The organism is Dietzia cercidiphylli (assembly GCF_039531545.1).
Classification (GTDB): Bacteria; Actinomycetota; Actinomycetes; order Mycobacteriales; family Mycobacteriaceae; genus Dietzia; species Dietzia natronolimnaea.
The window spans coordinates 1-18,373 of record NZ_BAAAQG010000012.1 but is presented as its reverse complement, the minus strand read 5'-3'; the positions used below and the strand labels follow the sequence as shown (position 1 = coordinate 18,373).

The following is an 18,373-nucleotide window of genomic DNA, read 5'->3' as shown; positions in this document are numbered from 1 at the left end:
CCCCGCCGTGGGGCAGGGTGGACGCATGACGTCGACTCCTCGAGCCGCGCCCGCCTCCCGCCTGCGTCGACGGGCCCGCCGTCGGCTGGACGCCACGAGGGCCGCGGCGGACGCGCGCTGGGGTCGACCCCGCGGGGTCCACCGGCCCGTCTACCTCGTCGCCCCGGCCGGCCATCCCAACCACGGCGACGAGCAACTGCTGGCGGGGTGGCTGCGTCACCTCCGTCACCGGCTCCCGGGTACCCCCGTGGTGGTGGACTGCAACACCCCGGGGCAGGCGGCGGTCCTCCACCACGGTGAGCACCCGGACGTCCTGTTCACCGACACGCTGTGGCGTCTGGCGGCAGAGCACACCAGCGCAGGTGAGGCCGTCGGGTTCTGCCGCCGCGCGGTGGACGACCTCGGGGTGCGGCCCGCTCTCGCGTCGGGCATCGACCTGCTGCGCGGCGCGTCGGTCGTGCACCTGATCGGTGGCGGGTACGTCAACGATCTGTGGCCGCACCACCTCGGCGTGGTCGCGGCGGCGGGAGAGGCGGGCCGGCTGGCCGGGGCGCGCGTGGTGGCCACGGGTCAGGGGTTCGTGCCGTGCCGCGACCCTGAGCGGCTCGCGGGGGCGTTGCGCGACTACCGCCTGGTCACCGTCCGCGACGCCGCCTCCTTCGACCTCCTCGAGGGCACGGGGGTGCCCGTCCGCCACGTGGCCGACGACGGGTGGCTGGCGCTGTCCGGCGCGGGGGGAGTGGAGGTCGGTGACCACCCCGTCTACTCCTCCGATCCGGACACCTGCCGTGATCTGGTGCTCTGTGCCCAGTCCGACCTGGTCGAGCCGGAGGTGCTCGCCGACACCGTCGGTCGGGTGCTCGCCGAGTGGGCGGTGCCGGGCGAGAGGATCACCGTGGTCGAGTCGATCCCCGGTGGGGACCGGGTGGTGTGGGACATGGTGTGTGACCGCGCGGAGGCCGCGTCCGGCGCCGGTGGTGACGACGACGAGGTGGGTCGCGCCCTGGCGGGCCTGCACCTGCCCCGCGCGCGCTTCGTGCCGTTCCAGGAACTGTGGTCCACGGGACTTCCCGCCCGACCCGGGCAGGTCTGGCTGACCAGCCGCTTCCACCCACATCTCTTCGCGGCGGCACGCGGCGCCTCGGGTGTGGCCCTGCGGACGGGGTCGGCCTTCTACGACGTCAAGCACGGGTCGCTGCGGGCCGCCGGGTCCCCGTGGGGGTCGGTGAGAGCCGAGGCGGGGCTGAGGGCGGAGACCGCGGGGGCCGGTGAGCTCGACGCGGGCGTGTCGACGGGGATCCCCGCGATGCCCGACGCGGGCGGCTTCGCTCCCTCGACGGTCGCCGCACTCGTGTCGGGGGCGGAGCGGCTGGCGGAGGAGATCTACCCGGTCGGTGCGCGATGAGGTGATCAGGACGCTCCGTCGTCGTGCGACCGGATCTTTGTGCAACTAGTTGCACAAAACCGTGGGCGGCCGTACGGTCGGGGAAAGCCGACCTCATCCCGGTCCCGAAAGGACAGCTCATGGCCCTTCCCTCCGTCCTCGCCGGCCCGCTCACCGTGCCGGTGGTCGCCTCGCCGATGTTCATCTACTCCGGCCCCGAGCTGGTGGCCGCGCAGTGCCAGGCCGGGGTGATCGGGTCGTTCCCGGCGCTCAACGCGCGACCGCAGGCGGTCCTGGGGGAGTGGCTGGACCAGGTCACCGAGAGCAACGCGGCCTACGCCGCGGCGAACCCGGACCAGTACGTGGCCCCGTTCGCCGTCAACCAGATCGTCCACCGGTCCAATGACAGGCTCGAGCAGGATCTGGCGACCGTCGTCGAGCACGAGGTTCCGATCGTCATCACCTCCCTCGGGGCCCGTACCGAGGTCAACGAGGCCGTTCACTCCTACGGCGGCATCGTGCTGCACGACGTGATCAACGACAGGTTCGCCCGCAAGGCCATCGAGAAGGGCGCCGACGGGCTCGTGGCGGTGGCCGCCGGCGCCGGTGGACACGCCGGGACGCAGTCGCCGTTCGCCCTGATCCAGGAGATCCGCGAGTGGTTCGACGGCCCGCTTCTGCTGTCCGGGGCGATCGCGCACGGCCGGTCGATCCTCGCCGCGCAGGCCGCCGGCGCCGACCTGGCCTACGTGGGGTCGGCGTTCCTCGCGACCGAGGAGTCCCGCGCGGCCGCGGAGTACAAGCAGATGATCGTCGAGAGCTCCGCCTCCGACATCGTCTACAGCAACCTGTTCACCGGGATCCACGGGAACTACCTCCGGGGCAGCATCGAGGCGGCCGGGCTGAACCCGGACGACCTGCCCGTCTCGGATCCCACCGCGATGGATTTCGGCTCCGGCGGGGGCGCGGACTCCAAGGCGTGGCGCGACATCTGGGGCGCGGGCCAGGGCGTCGGCGCGGTCACCTCGACGGGCTCCGTCCGCGACCTGGTCGAGCGGCTCCGGGCGGAGTACGAGCACGCGGCGTCCGCGCTGGCAGCGCGCTGAATCCGTGTCGTTGAAGTTCGCGATCCTCACCTCCCTCACCGAGCGGGAGGGCAGCGGGATCGAGCTGGCACGGAGGTTCGACAAGTCCATCGGGTACTTCTGGCCGGCGACCCACCAGCAGATCTACCGGGAGCTGGATCGACTGGGGGAGTCCGGACTGATCCGGGAGCTCCCGCTCGCAGGCGCCCCCTCGCGGGGTAACCCGCGCCGTTTCGAGGTCACCCAAGACGGCCGGAGGCTGCTCACCGAGTGGATCCGCGAGCCCGACGAGCCCGATCCGATGCGATCCACAATGGCGGTGCGGGTGCGTGCCGCGGCCGCGACGGGGGCGGTCCACGAGGTCCGGGAGGCGCTGACGCACCACCGCGACCAGCGGGCCGCCAACCTCCGCCGGTACCGCGAGATCGAGGACCGGGACTTCGCCCGGCCCGACCCGGGGGACGCCCGCGACCTCCTCCAGCACCGGGTGCTCACGCTGGGCATCCAGGTGGAACAGGCCTGGGTGAGTTGGTGCGACGAGGTGCTCGAGATGCTGGACCGCCTCCCGGCGGGCTGACCGTCCGTCGTACCCGCTCATCGCGCCGGCTCATCGCACGAGCTCATCGCACGAGCGCATCGCGCCAGCTCAGGTCGCCAATGCCGCCTCGAGCGAGGCCAGGGACGCCTCGAGGAAATCGCGCCCGAACGGCGGCATCCCACCGATCTCGTCGGCCTGCTCCCGGGACGTCGCCGACCAGTCGTACCGAAGGGTGACCTCGGTGGAAGCACCCGCGGGGGCGAGGTCATATCTCCAGCGCCAGCCGCCGGTGGAGATCTGCCCGGTCGCGTCGGGCTGGCCCGGTTCCCATTCGATCGTGCGGTCCGGGTCGAAAGCCGTGACCACGTTGTGTATGACGTAGTCACCGCCCCCTGCCTCCCTGTACATGGTGATCGCGAAGACGTCCCCGACCCCGCTGATGGCCTCCGTCGTGACCGCATCGCGTACCCAGTCCCCGGGTTCGGTGTCCTTGTGGCGGGTCGGGTCGGCCAGCAGCGCGAAGATCTCCGACGGAGACGCCGGGATCGTGCGGCTCGCGGTCATGACGGTGGCTGGACCGTGTTCGGCACCGGGGTCGTCGGCGCCATCGGTGGTGGACATCGCCAGTTCCTCCTCGGTCACTCGACGGACAGCAGCATCTTGCCGTGGCTCTCGCCCGAGTCGAGCAGGCCCAGCGCCTCCGCTGCCCGCTCCAGCGGGATCTCACGCGAGACGCGGGTGGTCACGTCTCCCGCCGCGATCATCGGCCAGACGTGGTCCACCACCTCCCGGCAGATGCCGGTCTTGCCGCCGGGACCGTCCACCGGGCGGGCCCGGAGGTTGGTGGCCAGCACGCCGGCGCGGCGCGGGAGCAGGGCTCCCAGGTTCAGCTCGCCCTTCATCCCGCCCTGCATGCCGATCACGATCAGTCGGCCGTCCGGGGCGAGTGAGGCGATGTTGGGCTCGAGGTACTTCGCGCCCATCACGTCGAGGATCAGGTCGATGCCACGGCCTCTCTCGTCGTCGTCGGTCCACTCCCTGACCCGGTCGGGGAACTCCTCCTCGCGATAGTCGATCACCAGGTCGGCACCGAGATCGCGACACTTCTGCACCTTCTCCGGACCTCCGGCGGTGGTGGCCACGCGGGCGCCGAGCGCGCGGCAGACCTGGATGGCGTGGGAGCCGATGCCGCCCGCCCCACCGTGGATCAGCACTCGCGGGGCCCCGAGTTCGGTGTCGCCCCAGCGGGCGTGCGCCGTGAGGACGCCGCGGCCGAGTCCGCCCGTCATGACGAGGTTGGACCACACCGTGCAGGCCACCTCGGGCAGGGTCGCGGCCTCGTGCAACGACACCCCGACCGGAACGGGCATGACCTGCCCGGCGGGCACGGCGACCTTCTCGGCGTACCCGCCGCCGGCCAGGAGGGCGCACACCTCGTCGCCGACCGCCAGGCCCTCGACGCCCTCGCCCACGGCCGAGATCCGTCCCGAGCACTCGAGGCCGAGGATGTCCGACGCGCCGGGCGGGGGAGGGTAGTGCCCCTTGGACTGCAGCAGGTCGGCGCGATTGACGGCGGTGGCCGCCACGTCGACGAGCACCTCGCCGGGACCGGGGATCGGATCGTCGACCTCGGTCAGTCGCAGGGAATCCGGACCGTTGTCGTAGTCGATGGCCTTCATGCCCTCGACCGTAGCCGCGATGGCTCCGGCCGGCAGCCGGGCTGGGTGTGAGCGGGAGGGGTCCACTACGATGAGCACCGTCGTCCACGCGTGTTCCACGTGGAACCACGCGCCCGAGCGTGTCGTGGCGGACGACGAGGAAGTGTGGCAGAGCGGCCGAATGCACTCGCCTTGAAAGCGAGCGTGCCTCAACAGCACCGGGGGTTCAAATCCCTCCACTTCCGCCGTTGGTCACAGGACGTGCTGCTCAAGCAGGGTTTCGGGGTCAAGGCTGGCGTTCGTGGCTGATCTTGGCCACTCCCTTCTCGGGCCTCGCGCAACCAGGCTGGGCTTCGGCTGCCCGGTTGACTGGATGTAGACCGTCCTTGACAGGCGCTTCCTACGATCCCTGCTGTCCGAAATGGAGCCAATCGAGCTTCGGGCGCACCGCCTTCCGCGCTTGGATAGGGTTGCGGAGTGAATATGTCATCGGTCCCCCTGGGAGGAGACGCGTTCGGCGAGTTGCTCGAGCGACTCCGAGCGCAGCCGCAGGAATGTGAGTGGCTCGAGTTCAAAGTGGGTTTGTCCGACCCCCATGAGATTGGCCAGTACATTTCCGCGCTGGCCAATTCTGCTGCTCTCCACGGTGAAGCTCGTGCGTATCTTGTTTGGGGTGTTGAGGACCGCACACACAAACTGGTAGGCACGAAATTCGACCACACCATCCTGAAGAAGGGAAACCAGAGTTTCGAGCCCTGGGTGACTGGTTTATTGGAGCCTGACCCTGGACTCACGTACAAGGTAGGTCAAGTTCAGGGGATGCGATTTGTCATCCTTGAGATCGCCGCGGCTAGCCATTCTCCGGTGCAATTCAGCGGCACGTCGTACATCCGGATAGGTAGCCACAAGAAGAAGCTAAGTGACCACCCAGCGGAGGCGCGTCAGTTGTACCGCAATCTCGACCAGGTACCGTTCGAGTACAGAGTGGTGACTGGGGGCTTGGCAGAAGCCGAAGCGCTTAAGGCGATCGATTTCAGTGTCTACTTCGAACTCCAGAAACTTCCGGCTCCATCCGAGCTTTCTGTAGTGCTAGAAGCTCTGGTGGGTAGTAAGATCCTCGATCAAGAACCCACGGGGCGGTATGCCGTCACCAACCTCGGAGCTCTGCTTTTCTCGAATGCGCTGACTGATTACCCGACTCTTGAGCGTAAGGCGGCTCGGGTTGTGAAGTACCGCGGCAAGAATAAACTGACTGCCGAACGCGAACAACTGGGGGCACGGGGGTACGCGTGCGGTTTCGAAGGTCTGGTTTCGTATATTGATAGCCTATTGCCAGCGAACGAAGTAATTGGAAAAGCGTTGCGCACCGAAGTGAGCATGTTTCCTCCTACTGTGATACGTGAGCTCGTTGCCAATGCGTTGGTTCATCAGGACTTCTCTATCGGCGGTGCCGGCCCGATGATTGAACTTTACGATGATCGTCTGGAAATAACGAATCCTGGAACGCCCCTTATTGACCCCGCTCGTTTCGTCGATGCCGCGCCGAGGTCGAGAAATGAGAAGCTCGCATCGATGATGCGACGGTGCCATATTTGTGAGGAACGAGGCAGTGGCTGGGATCGGATCGCAGCCGAGATTGAGTTTCATCAGTTGCCAGCGCCTTTGATCCGGGTCGATGAGAACCACACGACAGTCGTTCTCTACGCCCATAAGGACCCACGGTCGATGGACCGCGAGGAACGGGTGCGCGCCGTCTACCTTCACGCCTGCCTGAGATACGTGAGCGGTGAACGAGCGGTCAACTCGTCAGTTCGTGAGCGCTTCGGCCTTGGGGACAGGGAGTCCTCAACTGCGTCTTCGTACATCCGTGATGCGCTAGATGCCGGGGTCATCGCTCCCCATGACCCCGACGCTGGCAGGCGGCACATGCAGTACGTGCCGTTTTGGGCGAAGCGGGCGTCATCCCTTTAGTGGGTAGCTGCCCGCCCGGGCCCTTCAGCGTGCTGACCAGCGCTGATCCTTTTCAGATGTAACTGCTGGCGCGCAACCGCGCGCGGTACCCGGTACGCGCCAGGCCAAGTTGGTTCCCGACGTCGGAGTCGTCCCCAACCCGGCCGAGGTGGTGATGACGGCCAACCGGGGGTAGCGCGCTCGCGGCATACTGCCGGCGCGACCTGCGGTCACCCGCCCAGACACCAGAACTCGATCCAGGGTCATAGGCCTCTGGCGGTGAAGTTCGCCGCGACACTGCTGGTGAACCGGTGCCCGTGTGCTCTAGCGGGCCCTGACCTGGTGACGGGAAGCAGGACCGGTCGCGAGCGACACCTGTCGCTCGCGCCGCTGCCGATCAAGCGTATCCACGACCGGTGGATCGGCGACTACGCGCGCGGCGGTCGATCTGCTCAACGAGCTCGACTGCTGAGTGCGGACACGCGTCGGGGTCACGCCGGTGATCGCGACGATGCGGACCGGGCGCATAACGACCTGTTTACAAACCGCGTGTGCTGCTGGGATGATCTGCGACAGCATCGTAGTGAGCGTGCGGGTCCGTCCACCGCTGTCGACCGGCGACCCGGTCCCCACCGCACCATCCGTCGAGCGCGACGAGACGCCGGGAGTGCGCCATGACCGGGACCAGGACCGCCATCCGTCAGACGCGTCGGGGTGCCGCGTGCGCCCTCGCCCTCCTGCTGTTGTTCTGCGCGGGTCTCGTCGCCGGGGTGGGATCCGCGGCGGCTCAGTCCGCCGCCCCGCCGCCCGTGCCGCTCCCGTTCGCCGACCCGTTCTACACTCCCGACGGGCCGATCGCCGATCTCGCGCCGGGGACGGTGATCGAGAGCAGATCGATGTCCTACGGTTCGCTCGAACGCGCCACCCCGCTCACCAGCACCCAGGTGCTCTACCGGACGACCGACCAGGCGGGCGGCCCGAGCGCCACCGTCGCGACGATCCTCAGACCGCTGGTCCCGGGGCCCGCCAGGCTGATCTCCTACCACATGGCCTACGACGCCCTGGGCTCCGAATGCGACCCCTCCTACACCCTGACCGGGAACGGAACGCCCAGCCAGGCGGGGATCGCGGAACAGGGGGTGATCGCCGGGTACCTCGCGGCCGGTTACACCGTCGTCGTCCCCGACTACGAGGGTCCCGACCTGGAGTGGACGATCGGGCGCCAGTCCGCCTACGCCGCCCTGGACGGGGTCCGCGCGACCATCGACCACCTCGGACTACCCGCCTCGACCCCGGTCGGACTGGCCGGATACTCCGGCGGGTCCGTCCCCACCCAGTGGGGCGCCGAGATGGCGCCGACCTACGCGCCCGAACTCAATATCGTCGGCGCGGCCGCCGGAGGGCTCCCGGTGAACGTGGCCCACAACCTCCCGTACGTGAGCGGGAGCACCTCGTGGGCCGGGGTCATCCCCGCGCTGGTCGTGTCCTATCAGCGCGCGTACGGACTGGATACGGCCAGTTTCCTGTCGGACTACGGCCGACAGCTCGTCGACACGGTCAGCTCGCAGTGCATCAACGCCTTCGCCGCCGACTACCCCGGACTCACCGATGCCCAGATGGTCCGTGCCCCGTACACGTCCCTTCTGGACATCCCGGCGGTGGTGAGCGCGATCGGGGACAACGTGATGGGCACGACGGGCACGCCCCGGGTTCCGATGCTGCTCGCCGTGGGCAACGTCGACGGGATCGGCGACTCGGTCATGGTGACCGCGGACGTCGCAGGCCTCGCGCACGAGTACTGCACCCGCGGGGTCGCCGTCACCTACGCGCAGTACGACCGCCTCGGCCACTCCGAGGCCTTCGTGCCCTTCCAGGCGCAGACAGCCCAGTTCCTCACAGACCGGTTCGCCGGCGTCGCCCCCACCTCCAACTGTCAGGGGGCCTGACCGCCGGGCCCGCCGCCCGCGGGATCGCGGTCAGGCGGTCGTCTCGTGCAGGTTCGCCGCCGACACGTGGCGGATGATCTCGAGCACCCGGGGGTAGGCGCGGGAGTCCCCGGAGACGAGGGAGACATGGTCCTCCTCGTTGAACAGGATCATCTTGGACTTCCCGCCGGCCCGGGCGACCGCATCCACGTAGCGCTGCGAGTTCTCGGGCGCCACGGTCACGTCGCGGGCCCCGTGCATCGCGACCACCGGGGTGGCGGGGTCGATGTTCTGGATGGGGTCCACCTTCGCGTACCGCCCCGGAACCTCCGCCGGGGTGCCACCCATCGCCGTGACGATCCTGTCGTCGCCGTGGGTGGCCGCGTAGGCCATGTCCAGGGGTCCGGCGATCGAGACCACCCGCGTCGGGCGGAACGCCGGCTTCGCGCCGACCTCGTCGTCGTCCAGCAGGTGTCGGGTGCCGCCCCACACGGCGAGCTGGGCTCCCGCGCTGTGTCCCACCACCAGTTCGTCGTCGGTGGTGATCTGCGGGAACCTCTTGTCCACCTCGACCACATGGTCCAGTGCGTTCGCGACGTCGTGGAAGGTGGTCGGCCATCCGCCGCCCGACCCCACACGTCGGTATTCGATGTTGTAGACGGCCATGCCGCGGCTGGCGAGCTTGCGGGCGAGCGGATCGAAGGAGTCGGCCCCGATCTGGTCCTGCCACGCCCCGCCGTGGATGAGGACCGCCAGGGGGATCGAGTCGACCCGCTGTTCCCCGGCCGGGAGGTAGAGGTCAGCCCAGTTCTGGTCCGGATCCGGGGCGTCGTGCGTGGGGTACTCGAACCGCTGGACGGTCACCTCGTCGAGCCTCGCCGGGGCACCAGGGTCGGTCACCACGACCGGCGCCGCGCCGGTGGAGACACATGCGGACCCCACCGCCAGGACCGTGGTCAGACCCATGCTGATCCGCGCGGCTCTCATCGGCGGTGACCAACGTCGTCGCTGTGGCATGGGCACCCAGTTTCTCAGGAAGAGTTCAGGTCGAGGGTGGACCGGCTTGTGCTGCACGCTTCGGCCGATCGCGTCGGTCCGGTGGGGGGCCCGGATCGAGTAGTGAAATCGATCTTAGAATGCGCGCCGCGAAAATACTAAGAGACCCCCGGTGTGAGAGGTGGTCGCTACCGGACGACCCGGACCCGTCCGGGTTCAGGTGCGCTCAGCGGGCCCTCGTCCTCCACGTACCGGAGCAGGGCGTCGATGTCCGTGAGGCCGGCCTCACGGCGATCCCCGCGCTCGGCGAGGGGCGAACCGTTGAACTCCGGTGAGGCGAGGAACTCGTTGACCACGACGGTGTACTCGCGGGCCGGATCGACCGGTTCGTCGTCGACGCGGAGTTCGGTGACCCTGGCACCGACCGGTCGACGGGCATCCACGGTGTAGCTCACGTTGGACGAGACCGCCGGGCCGTTGTCGCCGATGTCGTCGGCGAAGTGGTCGAACGCCGCCTGGAGCTCCTCGCCGGTCACGGTCACCAGGTAGAGGCGGTCGCCGTAGGGCTGCACGGTGTGCAGGGTCGCGTAGTCCAGGGGGCCCTGCGGCAGGTCCGTGCGCAGCGAGTCCGGGTTGGACAGCGCGAGCTGTGCGCCACGGCCCCGCGTGGCGTGGAGCTGGCAGTCGGCGATGACGTCCGCCAGGGGGGACTCCCCGTTGGCGTCCATCCGCCGGGTGATCGTCTCGGTGGCGGAGCCCAGGGGGGTGCGGGCCGCCGGTGCGGCGGCGGCACCGGCCTGGCGCACGAGCTCCTCGGTGCCGGGGTCGGGTTCGATGTCGAGGTTCACCGTCTGGTTGAACGCCGAGGTCTGCGGGCGGATCACGTCGCCGGTGGCGGGGTCGACGGCGAGGTCGACCACGGTGACCGACCGACCGTGGGACGCAGGCGCCACCACCACCCGCTCGTCGTTCTCCGCGTCCCGCACCCGGCAGGTCGCGGGACCGCCCGAGGCGCCGACGATCAGCGCGTCGACGGCGGGGTCCAGGCGCTTGACCAGGTCCAGCTCGGTGAGTTCGTCGGGGCAGGCGCCGGGGTCGAGGTTGCCGTGCACGGTGGTGGACTGCACCAGGCCCACGATCGCCTCCACGCCGAGGAACTGCAGCGCCTCCACGGTCTCGTTGACCGTCTTGACCGGGTCGGCGAGCCGGGTCGTCGTCTCCGGGGCGCTGTCGGAGGGGAGGGTGACGGCCACGACCCCCACGCGGACGTCGCCGATGCGGTGGATCGCGAACGGGAAGGTGGGAGCCGCGTCGGGGGAGGGGACGACGTTGGAGGCCAGGAACGGGAAGGCCGCGCCGCGGAACGGTGGCAGGGGCGGGTCCACCCGGCAGTCCTGCTCGGTGCGGCACCCCGGACGGACCAGGGAGCGGACGTGGTCGGCCCCCTTCTCGAGCTCGCGCCGCCCGACTCCGGCGCCGTCCACGCCGAGACGGTTGAAGAACTCGATCGTCGGCCGGTCGCCCAGCAGCGCCGCCTCCGGAGCGGTCCCACCGATCGAGTCACCGGTGGCCAGCAGCATCGCGTCACCGGCCTGGTCGCGCAGCTTGCCCACCGTGGCGGCCAGGTGGGCCCCACCGCCCGCCGGCCGAACGTTTCCCGAGCCGTCCCGGAGCTGGCCCTGGAACCCCACCGGCCGGGTCAACGCACCGGAGAACTCGCCGATGCCGAGGATGCGCACCGACTGCGTCTCCTCCGAGGGCGTCCAGGGTCGGCCGGACTCGCCGGTGCGGGCACCGGCGAGCGGGGTGGCGGCGAGGGTGAGGACCAGGGCGCCGATGGCCACGATCGCCAGCGTGACGATCGCGGTCCGGCGGAGCGAGGGGGAGCCCGGTCCGTGGTGGTCCGCCGGGGATGGTGAGCCGGACCATACGCGGGTGCCGACCAGCGAGGAGTTCATGTCGTCCCATGAACTCTGCTGTCTCATCCGGCTCCTTCGATGTCCTTCGGTGTCGATCCGTCGCTGACACGCGTGATCACCAGCGGGAGCACCGCTCTGCGCACGCGAACCTTGCCCACTGTGCCGGTGTGAGGTCACGGGAGCCCGCCGGAACAGTCACGTTCCGGTCACAAAAGCGCGTGCGGCGTCCAGGAGGCGGTCGTTCTCGACCGGGTCGCCGATCGTCACCCGCACCCCGTGGCCGGCGAAGCACCTGGTGACGACGAGGTGGCCGCGGCAGTGCGAGTCGAATTCGGCCGCGGCGTCACCGAGCGGCAGCCACACGAAGTTGGCCTGGCTCTCCGGCACGGCATGGCCGAGATCGATCAGCGCGTCCCGGACCCTCGTGCGTTCGGCCACCACCGCATCCGTGCGGGCGCGGAGCTCGTCGCCCGCGTCGAGGCAGGCGATCCCGGCGGCCTGGGCGAGCGAGCTCACCGAGAACGGGACGACCATCTTCCCCACCGATGTGATCAGGTCCGCCGGCCCGGTCAGGTAGCCCACGCGCAGCCCCGCCAGGCCGTACGCCTTGGAGAACGTACGCAGTGCCACGACGTTGGGCCTGGCCATGGACTCGGCCACCCCGTCGACCGGGTCCTCGGATCGGACGTACTCGTAGTACGCCTCGTCCAGCGCCACCGTGACCCGCTCCGGAACCCGGTCGAGGAACGCGGTGAGCTCGGCGTGGGAGACCGCCGGTCCGGTGGGGTTGTTGGGGGTGCAGACGAAGATCAGCCGGGTCCGGCCGGTCACGGCGTCGGCGATCGCGTCGAGGTCCAGGGTGCCGTCGGCCCGGTTCGGGACCGGGACCGGGACGGCGTGCGCGATCCGCGCGATGATGGGGTACGCCTCGAACGATCTCCAGCCGTAGAGGACCTCGTCCCCGGGTGCGCACACCGCCTGGACGAGCTGCTGGCACAGCGCCACCGAGCCGCAGCCCGCGGTGATGTTCCGCGACGGGATCCCGAGGAACTCCGACAACCGTGACACCAGCGCGCCGGCGGTGATGTCCGGGTAGCGGTTCACCCCGGCCGCGGCGTCCGCGATGGCCGCCGCCACGCTCGGCAGCGGTCCCGCGGTGGTCTCGTTCGAGGCCAGTTTGACCGCTCCCGGGACGGTGGCGCCGGGAACGTAGGAGGGGATGGCGTCGAGGTCGGTGCGCACGTCGGGGGACATGCGTACAGAGTAGGACCACCGGATGACGGCGGGCTGTCCGGCCGTTTTGCGCACCGCGCCGACCGGTGTGTACTGTTATCCCTCGTTGGCTCAGCAGAGCCTCCAGGAGGCGTGCCAGAGCGGCCGAATGGGACTCACTGCTAATGAGTTGTCCTCCTTAAAGGGGACCGGAGGTTCAAATCCTCTCGCCTCCGCCATGCCGGAGCACCGGGTGACCGGTTGAACTGGCACGACAGATGAATAATGCGCCCGTAGCTCAATGGATAGAGCACTTGACTACGGATCAAGAGGTTAGGGGTTCGAGTCCCTTCGGGCGCACAAGAGAAAACCCCCGCTGACCTGCACTAATGAGGCCGGCGGGGGTTTTTGTTGGTCGGTTATGGGTTCACCGATCCAGCACTTATCCCGTACTAACGTCGCGGGGGCCGAGCTGATCCAAGACCAGCGACATATCCGGCGCGACCGACGCCCGCTCGACGTAGTGCTTCTTCGTCACCGCAGTACCGGAGTGGCCGAGCACCGCCGCCGCAGACTCAACGTCGACCTCCCGGTCCACGAGCGTCGCCACCGTCCGCCGGAACGTGTGGGGAGTAATCCAGGCGTACTCGTCGCCCCGAATCTCACGCCACCTCCGCCGCCAGTTGTGCGGGTCGATTGGTCCGCCCACGGCGTTGACGAACACAAGGTTCTGATCGGAGCGCGGCGCGTTCACCTTCAGCGCCATGAGGGCGTCGACGGCAAACCGTGGCAGCGCCACCGTCCGGTAGCCGCTCGCAGTCTTAGGGGTCGGTTGACGAACCAAGCCGCCGCCTTCGGCCTTCGTGCCCTCCAGCCGGATGATGGTCCCTGACACTGTGACCGTGGGGGGAGTGGACGTGAGGTCGACGTCATCCCATGTGAGCGCCAGCAGTTCGCCGATGCGGCATCCGGTCGCCAGCATGATGTCCAGCGCGTGCCCCGTGTGTTGCCAGCGTGGCCGGCCACCCCGCGACGTGCGGTCCTCGCTCGCCTGCCATGCCGCGATCCGACGCCGTATCGCCTGGAGGTCATCGAGGGTGGCGGCGCGTGGTGCTGTCCGCTTGGAGCGAGTCAACCGCACCTGGCCTACAGGGTCGGGCCGATCCAGGTTCGCCCCCCGTTCATCGGCGAGAGCGAACGCCCCACGCACGATGACCTTGAACCTCTTAGCCAAACCGGGACGGGACGTCGACACATCCTTCAACCACGTCTGCACAATCTCAGCGGTGCAATCCTCCAGCCGCATGTCCGCGATGCCGCCCTTGTCGCCGGACATGGCGCGGGCGTCAGCACGGTATGTTTCTGCCGTCTGTACGGCGATCTCACCGGCTTCCAGCTTCCCGTCGATCCAAAGGTCGATCACCTTCGACAGTTTCGTCTGTGGGCCGATGCCGTCCTCGATGACGCCGGCGCGACGCTTGGCAGCGATACGAACAGCAGCGCGTGCCTTCTCGACGGACTCGCCGTCCGCCTGGACTTGCCGTAGTTGGTCGTCGCGGCAGCGCACATTGACGTATGCGCGGTAGGAACGCGGGCCAAGTTGCCTGACCCGGACTTCTCCGAGTTCTCCTACGCGGAGTCGACGCCTAGCCATCGGTGCCCGCCTTGTATCCGTGGACTGTCCAGCCGGCGGCCGCGGCCTCCGCTTCCGCCTTGTGGATCGCATCGTATGCAGCGGCCACGTCCTCCGGCGAGGGTTCGACCGCGTTCTTCCCGTGCCTGGGGTGCCGTTGCTTGGAGAACTTGGTCAGCACGTAGCGGGCATTAAGTAGACGCCGCAGCACTTGGAGTCTGGAGTATTGGCGGGCGGATTCTTCCGTGTTGGGTGGCAGCTCGCCAACTGTCCACCGGAACGCGGTACCTGCGGACTCGTGCACATCGGGGAAGAGTTCGACCTGGGTGTCTGGTGCGTCGTGCCAGAGGAGTGCGGCGGGGGACACCTCCAGGACGTTGGCGAGAACTACGAGTTCGGCGACGTCGACTGTTCCGCGACTGCCGGTTTCCATTCTGGCGATGGCACCCCGACCGATTGGGTGGCCGGCCTCGGCAGTGCGGTCTGCAACTGCTTGGGCGCTTAGTCCCAGTTCTGTTCTGCGCTTCTTCACTCCGGTTCCGATCCTCGCGATGAGTTGTTCGGCCCAGCCATTCGCTTTGTCTGCCACATGGCAAACGTACGTGGATTTTGGCTAGCCGCTAGCCAGGACAACGGTACTGTGCATAGGATGGACAAGCAAGGTCAATCTAGATTGGAAGGTGGACAGCATGAATCCCAACCGACTGCTCGCGCCCCCGGTGGTGGCGGAGCACCTAGACGTCAGCGTCCAGCGACTCGCGGAATGGCGGCACAAGGACATCGGCCCGAACTATGTGAAGGTCGGGCGTCTCATCCGGTACCGGGCCGAGGACGTTGCAACGTGGCTTGATGCTCAGACAGTCCAGACCGCAGGGGGTGCGGCATGAGCATCGTGGACAAGAGACTGGCAGCCCTGGCCGACGACATCACATTCTGGAAATCGCAGATCGTGGACGAGCCTCACCGGGCCGACCGCCTGCTGGATCGACTACAACTGCATCTTCGTGAGCGCGATCACTTGCTGTCGCTGACGGAGGATGAGCGTTCCAGGGCGCACGAGTTGTGGCAGTTGATGGACGGGTTTGAGTTCGCAGGGCCTGTGCCAGACCAGTCCACGATGGACAAGTTCGTGGCGATCCAGGACCAGTACAGCGCGATTGTCGACGGTGCGGCATGAGTGCCCGTGAGGACATCGACAGGGTGTGCCGTCGCGAGTCAAGTGCCGCGATGCTGGTCCACGACCAGGCGCACGCCTACGTGGCAGGGGACATCCTGGCCGAGGAACTGTTGACGGCCGCGTCGATCTATGCGGAGCGCCGACTGGAGCGGGAGCGCCTTCAGGACCAGTTGTGGGGCGGATCGTCGTGAGTTGGCACTCGACAGGGGGCATCGCTCTGGAGGTCCACCGCTTGCACGGCCTGCCTATCGGCGTAGCGCGGCGGCTTGTGGAGGCGGAGTTCCTGCGCCTCCAAGACGACGTGGCAGTTATTCGGTCGCACCTCACAGAGGCCGACCGGGAGCGGCTTCTCGACGCCATCGCCGAAGCCTTGGCAGAGCCGTGAATTTGCGTGCGACTCAGACCCCGCGCGTGTTGCGACCATAAGCCCATGACAACGACCGCGCCTCCTCCCGAGCCTCGCAAGTTCGGCACCCCGGTAGAAGCGGCGGCACGCGCCAAAGCTTCACGCAAATGGATATTTGACCGCCTCGCCGACGGCAGTCTCACCCGCTACAAACCGGCCCGCGACCGCCGCCTCACGCTGATCGACCTCGATGAACTCGACGCGCTGATCGGCGACATCCGACCAGCCGCCTAGCAAGACATCTATGAGGACGCCTACCGCGTCCGCCTGCCATGGACAAGAAAAACGGCCCCTCGCGCCGACACGCATCGAGGGACCGTTTAAACCAAACGAATACCTGGATCGTACCAGTCCGGGTTAGGTAGGAGAACCCGCTGTGACCCCCGAGCCGTACCTGATGCTCGAAGACCGCACCGACCCCAATAGCGCTGAATTCGCTGAATTCGCTGAAGGGGTGCCGACTCCGTTGGCGCGTGAGGTCGACACCCCAGACTTCCCCTTCTACGCCCTCCCGAAGCCGATAGGCGCGTTCGTTCACGCCCTCGCAGAGTCCACACAAACCGCGCCAGGACTAGCCGGTGGCGCAGCCCTTGCAGCCCTATCCGCTGCCGCTGGAGGCTTCTACCAGGTCCAGGTTCGCCCCGGATACAGCGAACCTGTACACCTGTTCATCGCCGTGATCGCAGGCTCAGGCGAGCGCAAGTCCTCGGTGATGAAGGCAGCTACCGCGCCCGTGCGTGAGGTAGAGCGAGACCTCTACCAGGAACTAGCGCCTGGACTTCTTGAACAGGCCACGCAGCGAGACATCGCCGAACGCTACGCCGAGAAGGCTAAGCGAGACGCTGGAAACGCATCCGACCCGGTGAAGCGTGACGAACTCATGTCGGCAGCCATCTCCGCAGCCGGCCAAGCCGAAGCCATGAAGATTCTGGCACCGCCCCGCATCATCGGCGACGACGTGACCGTCGAAGCACTCGACTCACTCATGGCCGAGCAAGGTGGACGGTTCGCCATCCTGTCGTCCGAAGGTGGACTGTTCACCGAACTGTCGGGCCGATACTCACCCAACACTGACATCACGAACGTCCTCATGGCGCACGCTGGCGACCCGATCCGCGTTGACCGCAAGGGCCGGCAATCCGAGTTCGTTGAAGACCCGGCGCTGACGGTGGGAATTATGATCCAGCCGCCCATCCTCGCCGAGGCGTTGAACAACCGTGCCTTCGTGGGTTCCGGCCTCATGGCTCGCTTCATGTACTCGTGGCCCCCGTCAATGGTTGGCCGCCGCAGCGTCGATCCCGAGCCAGTATCGGAGCACATCGCTCAGGGGTACCGGAACACCCTCTATTCGCTCGCCTATGACGCCCGCAAGTCCGGGGTGACCACAACCCTCACCCTGTCCCCAGAAGCCGATAAGGCGCGGCTGGTGTACGCCGAAGAGGTCGAACGAGAGCTAGGGCCGGGTGGGTCGCTGGCTCACATGCAGGCGTGGGCCTCCAAGGTGGTCGGCGCAGCGGTTCGCATGGCCGGCCTGCTTCATGCAGCCACCGACAGTAACTCCACCACCATCTCCGGTAACGCGATGGACGCCGGGATCATCCTCGCCAAGTACTTCACCGCACACGCCACCCGAGTCTTCGACGGACTCTCCGATGGCGCGGCAACCCACGCACTCGCACGCCGCGTAGTCAGTCTCATCCGCCGCAAGGAACTCGACTGGTTCTCCTTGCGAGACCTGATCGGCGCGGCACCCACGTGGCTACCGACCAGAGAAGTCGCTCAGCCTGTCGTGGAACTACTTGTCGACCTCGGATACCTCTTCGAGATTGAGCCGGAACGCAAGCCCGGACCAGGCAGGCCACCGGCAAAGAAGTACCGCGTTCACCACAGCGTGTTCGACGCCGACCCCCCTCAGCAAATTAAGCGAATTAAGCAAAACCCGAATTCTGCTGATTCTGCTGAATTAGCTGAACCGCCTACGACCCCCTATGACGACGTGCCTCGGTGCCCAACCCACCGCACGATCATCGGCACAACAGGCCGATGCGTGGAGTGCATCACCGAGAACGCAGCCATCAAGATCAGCAACCAGGAGCGCGCCGCATGAGCACCAACTCGTCCGCATGGACAACCACCGCAGTCACCCCGATCACCGACTACGTCAACACCTTCCAGACAAGCGCGAACCGGTACTACTCCGAGCCGTGCCCCGCAGTCCTGATCCAGACCAACGACCAGGGCAGCACCCGCGTCGTCGCCGCCGTCATGTTGCCGCATGGGGAACTTCGACCAGCCGAGGACGTGAAGGGGTACCAGGGCACCGACCCGATCCAGGCGGGAGCCGCAGCATGACCACCCCGTACGAAGAGAAGTTCATCGCCGACACGTTGCCGTTCGCTTGCCCAACCTGCAAGGCCCAGGCCTGGACCGTTCCCGTTCTGGTGGACACGCGGAGATGAGCGGAGAGTTCCCCCGAGATAGAGGGAGCAG

At 67.7% G+C, this 18,373-nt stretch carries 20 protein-coding genes and 3 tRNA genes; 15 read left to right on the top strand and 8 right to left on the bottom strand.

The features are described from left to right. Nucleotides 1-25: 25 nt before the first annotated feature. From ABD250_RS12450 to ABD250_RS12440, 3 genes are all read left to right on the top strand, one after another. Nucleotides 26-1,405 carry a polysaccharide pyruvyl transferase family protein gene (locus ABD250_RS12450; RefSeq protein ID WP_344392556.1) on the top strand — a complete coding sequence of 460 codons (1,380 nt, stop codon included), beginning with the start codon at nt 26-28 and terminating at the stop codon, nt 1,403-1,405. A gap of 119 nt (nt 1,406-1,524) precedes the next feature. Then, on the top strand, nt 1,525-2,490 hold the full coding sequence (locus ABD250_RS12445; protein ID WP_182658089.1) for an NAD(P)H-dependent flavin oxidoreductase: 966 nt from the start codon (nt 1,525-1,527) through the stop codon (nt 2,488-2,490). 4 nt (nt 2,491-2,494) lie between these two features. Then, a complete protein-coding gene (locus tag ABD250_RS12440; protein WP_182658090.1) occupies nt 2,495-3,046 on the top strand; it encodes a helix-turn-helix transcriptional regulator in 552 nt (183 codons plus the stop codon). A gap of 69 nt (nt 3,047-3,115) precedes the next feature. Here ABD250_RS12440 and ABD250_RS12435 read toward each other — a convergent pair whose 3' ends face one another. Together ABD250_RS12435 and ABD250_RS12430 are read right to left on the bottom strand one after the other, a co-directional pair. Continuing rightward, nucleotides 3,116-3,571 carry an SRPBCC family protein gene (locus ABD250_RS12435; protein WP_182658106.1) on the bottom strand — a complete coding sequence of 152 codons (456 nt, stop codon included), beginning with the start codon at nt 3,569-3,571 and terminating at the stop codon, nt 3,116-3,118. Nucleotides 3,572-3,645: 74 nt separating this feature from the next. Beyond that, nucleotides 3,646-4,686, bottom strand: a complete 1,041-nt coding sequence (locus ABD250_RS12430; protein WP_182658091.1) for an NAD(P)H-quinone oxidoreductase — start codon at nt 4,684-4,686, stop codon at nt 3,646-3,648. A gap of 138 nt (nt 4,687-4,824) precedes the next feature. Between ABD250_RS12430 and ABD250_RS12425 the strand changes: the two genes are divergently transcribed. Together ABD250_RS12425 and ABD250_RS12420 are read left to right on the top strand one after the other, a co-directional pair. Next, a tRNA-Ser gene (locus tag ABD250_RS12425) sits at nt 4,825-4,910 on the top strand. Nucleotides 4,911-5,148: 238 nt separating this feature from the next. Next, on the top strand, nt 5,149-6,636 hold the full coding sequence (locus tag ABD250_RS12420; protein ID WP_182658092.1) for an ATP-binding protein: 1,488 nt from the start codon (nt 5,149-5,151) through the stop codon (nt 6,634-6,636). 303 nt (nt 6,637-6,939) lie between these two features. Here ABD250_RS12420 and ABD250_RS12415 read toward each other — a convergent pair whose 3' ends face one another. Further along, nucleotides 6,940-7,194 carry a hypothetical protein gene (locus ABD250_RS12415; protein ID WP_182658093.1) on the bottom strand — a complete coding sequence of 85 codons (255 nt, stop codon included), beginning with the start codon at nt 7,192-7,194 and terminating at the stop codon, nt 6,940-6,942. A gap of 95 nt (nt 7,195-7,289) precedes the next feature. Here ABD250_RS12415 and ABD250_RS12410 point away from each other — a divergent pair, with 95 nt between their 5' ends. Continuing rightward, the gene (locus ABD250_RS12410) at nt 7,290-8,561 is read left to right on the top strand and encodes a lipase family protein (RefSeq protein ID WP_182658094.1); all 1,272 of its coding nucleotides are present in this window, start codon (nt 7,290-7,292) and stop codon (nt 8,559-8,561) included. Nucleotides 8,562-8,591: 30 nt separating this feature from the next. Here the strand turns inward: ABD250_RS12410 and ABD250_RS12405 are convergent, their stop codons facing one another. The 3 genes from ABD250_RS12405 to ABD250_RS12395 form a co-directional block, all read right to left on the bottom strand. Then, nucleotides 8,592-9,506, bottom strand: coding sequence for an alpha/beta hydrolase family protein (locus tag ABD250_RS12405; protein WP_182658095.1), 915 nt, complete (start codon nt 9,504-9,506; stop codon nt 8,592-8,594). Between the two features lie 218 nt (nt 9,507-9,724). Further along, nucleotides 9,725-11,521 carry a bifunctional metallophosphatase/5'-nucleotidase gene (locus tag ABD250_RS12400; RefSeq protein ID WP_182658096.1) on the bottom strand — a complete coding sequence of 599 codons (1,797 nt, stop codon included), beginning with the start codon at nt 11,519-11,521 and terminating at the stop codon, nt 9,725-9,727. A 129-nt stretch (nt 11,522-11,650) separates the two neighbouring features. Beyond that, nucleotides 11,651-12,709, bottom strand: coding sequence for a pyridoxal phosphate-dependent aminotransferase (locus ABD250_RS12395; RefSeq protein ID WP_182658097.1), 1,059 nt, complete (start codon nt 12,707-12,709; stop codon nt 11,651-11,653). Nucleotides 12,710-12,814: 105 nt separating this feature from the next. On the opposite strand from ABD250_RS12395, the gene ABD250_RS12390 reads away from it, so the two are divergent. Next, nucleotides 12,815-12,906: transfer RNA gene (locus ABD250_RS12390), tRNA-Ser, on the top strand. A 48-nt stretch (nt 12,907-12,954) separates the two neighbouring features. After that, a tRNA-Arg gene (locus ABD250_RS12385) sits at nt 12,955-13,027 on the top strand. 82 nt (nt 13,028-13,109) lie between these two features. Here ABD250_RS12385 and ABD250_RS12380 read toward each other — a convergent pair. Further along, complete coding sequence (locus ABD250_RS12380; RefSeq protein ID WP_182658098.1) at nt 13,110-14,234, bottom strand: tyrosine-type recombinase/integrase; 1,125 nt, start codon at nt 14,232-14,234, stop codon at nt 13,110-13,112. 79 nt (nt 14,235-14,313) lie between these two features. Then, nucleotides 14,314-14,832: a helix-turn-helix domain-containing protein gene (locus tag ABD250_RS12375; protein WP_344392705.1), complete on the bottom strand. Its 519-nt coding sequence runs from the start codon at nt 14,830-14,832 to the stop codon at nt 14,314-14,316. A gap of 157 nt (nt 14,833-14,989) precedes the next feature. On the opposite strand from ABD250_RS12375, the gene ABD250_RS12370 reads away from it, so the two are divergent. From ABD250_RS12370 to ABD250_RS12340, 7 genes are all read left to right on the top strand, one after another. Further along, entirely contained in the window at nt 14,990-15,187 is a 198-nt protein-coding gene (locus ABD250_RS12370; RefSeq protein ID WP_206685728.1) for a helix-turn-helix transcriptional regulator, read from the top strand. Beyond that, nucleotides 15,184-15,477: a hypothetical protein gene (locus tag ABD250_RS12365; RefSeq protein WP_182658100.1), complete on the top strand. Its 294-nt coding sequence runs from the start codon at nt 15,184-15,186 to the stop codon at nt 15,475-15,477. Before ABD250_RS12370 ends, ABD250_RS12365 begins: the two co-directional genes overlap by 4 nt. Continuing rightward, the gene (locus ABD250_RS12360) at nt 15,474-15,668 is read left to right on the top strand and encodes a hypothetical protein (protein ID WP_182658101.1); all 195 of its coding nucleotides are present in this window, start codon (nt 15,474-15,476) and stop codon (nt 15,666-15,668) included. Before ABD250_RS12365 ends, ABD250_RS12360 begins: the two co-directional genes overlap by 4 nt. A 41-nt stretch (nt 15,669-15,709) precedes the next feature. Beyond that, nucleotides 15,710-15,862, top strand: a complete 153-nt coding sequence (locus ABD250_RS12355) for a hypothetical protein (RefSeq protein WP_182658102.1) — start codon at nt 15,710-15,712, stop codon at nt 15,860-15,862. A gap of 45 nt (nt 15,863-15,907) precedes the next feature. Continuing rightward, nucleotides 15,908-16,117, top strand: coding sequence for a hypothetical protein (locus tag ABD250_RS12350; protein WP_182658103.1), 210 nt, complete (start codon nt 15,908-15,910; stop codon nt 16,115-16,117). A 142-nt stretch (nt 16,118-16,259) separates the two neighbouring features. After that, nucleotides 16,260-17,990 carry a DUF3987 domain-containing protein gene (locus tag ABD250_RS12345; protein WP_182658104.1) on the top strand — a complete coding sequence of 577 codons (1,731 nt, stop codon included), beginning with the start codon at nt 16,260-16,262 and terminating at the stop codon, nt 17,988-17,990. Then, nucleotides 17,987-18,235: a hypothetical protein gene (locus ABD250_RS12340; RefSeq protein ID WP_182658105.1), complete on the top strand. Its 249-nt coding sequence runs from the start codon at nt 17,987-17,989 to the stop codon at nt 18,233-18,235. The genes ABD250_RS12345 and ABD250_RS12340 overlap by 4 nt, the downstream gene beginning before the upstream one ends. Nucleotides 18,236-18,373 lie beyond the last annotated feature (138 nt).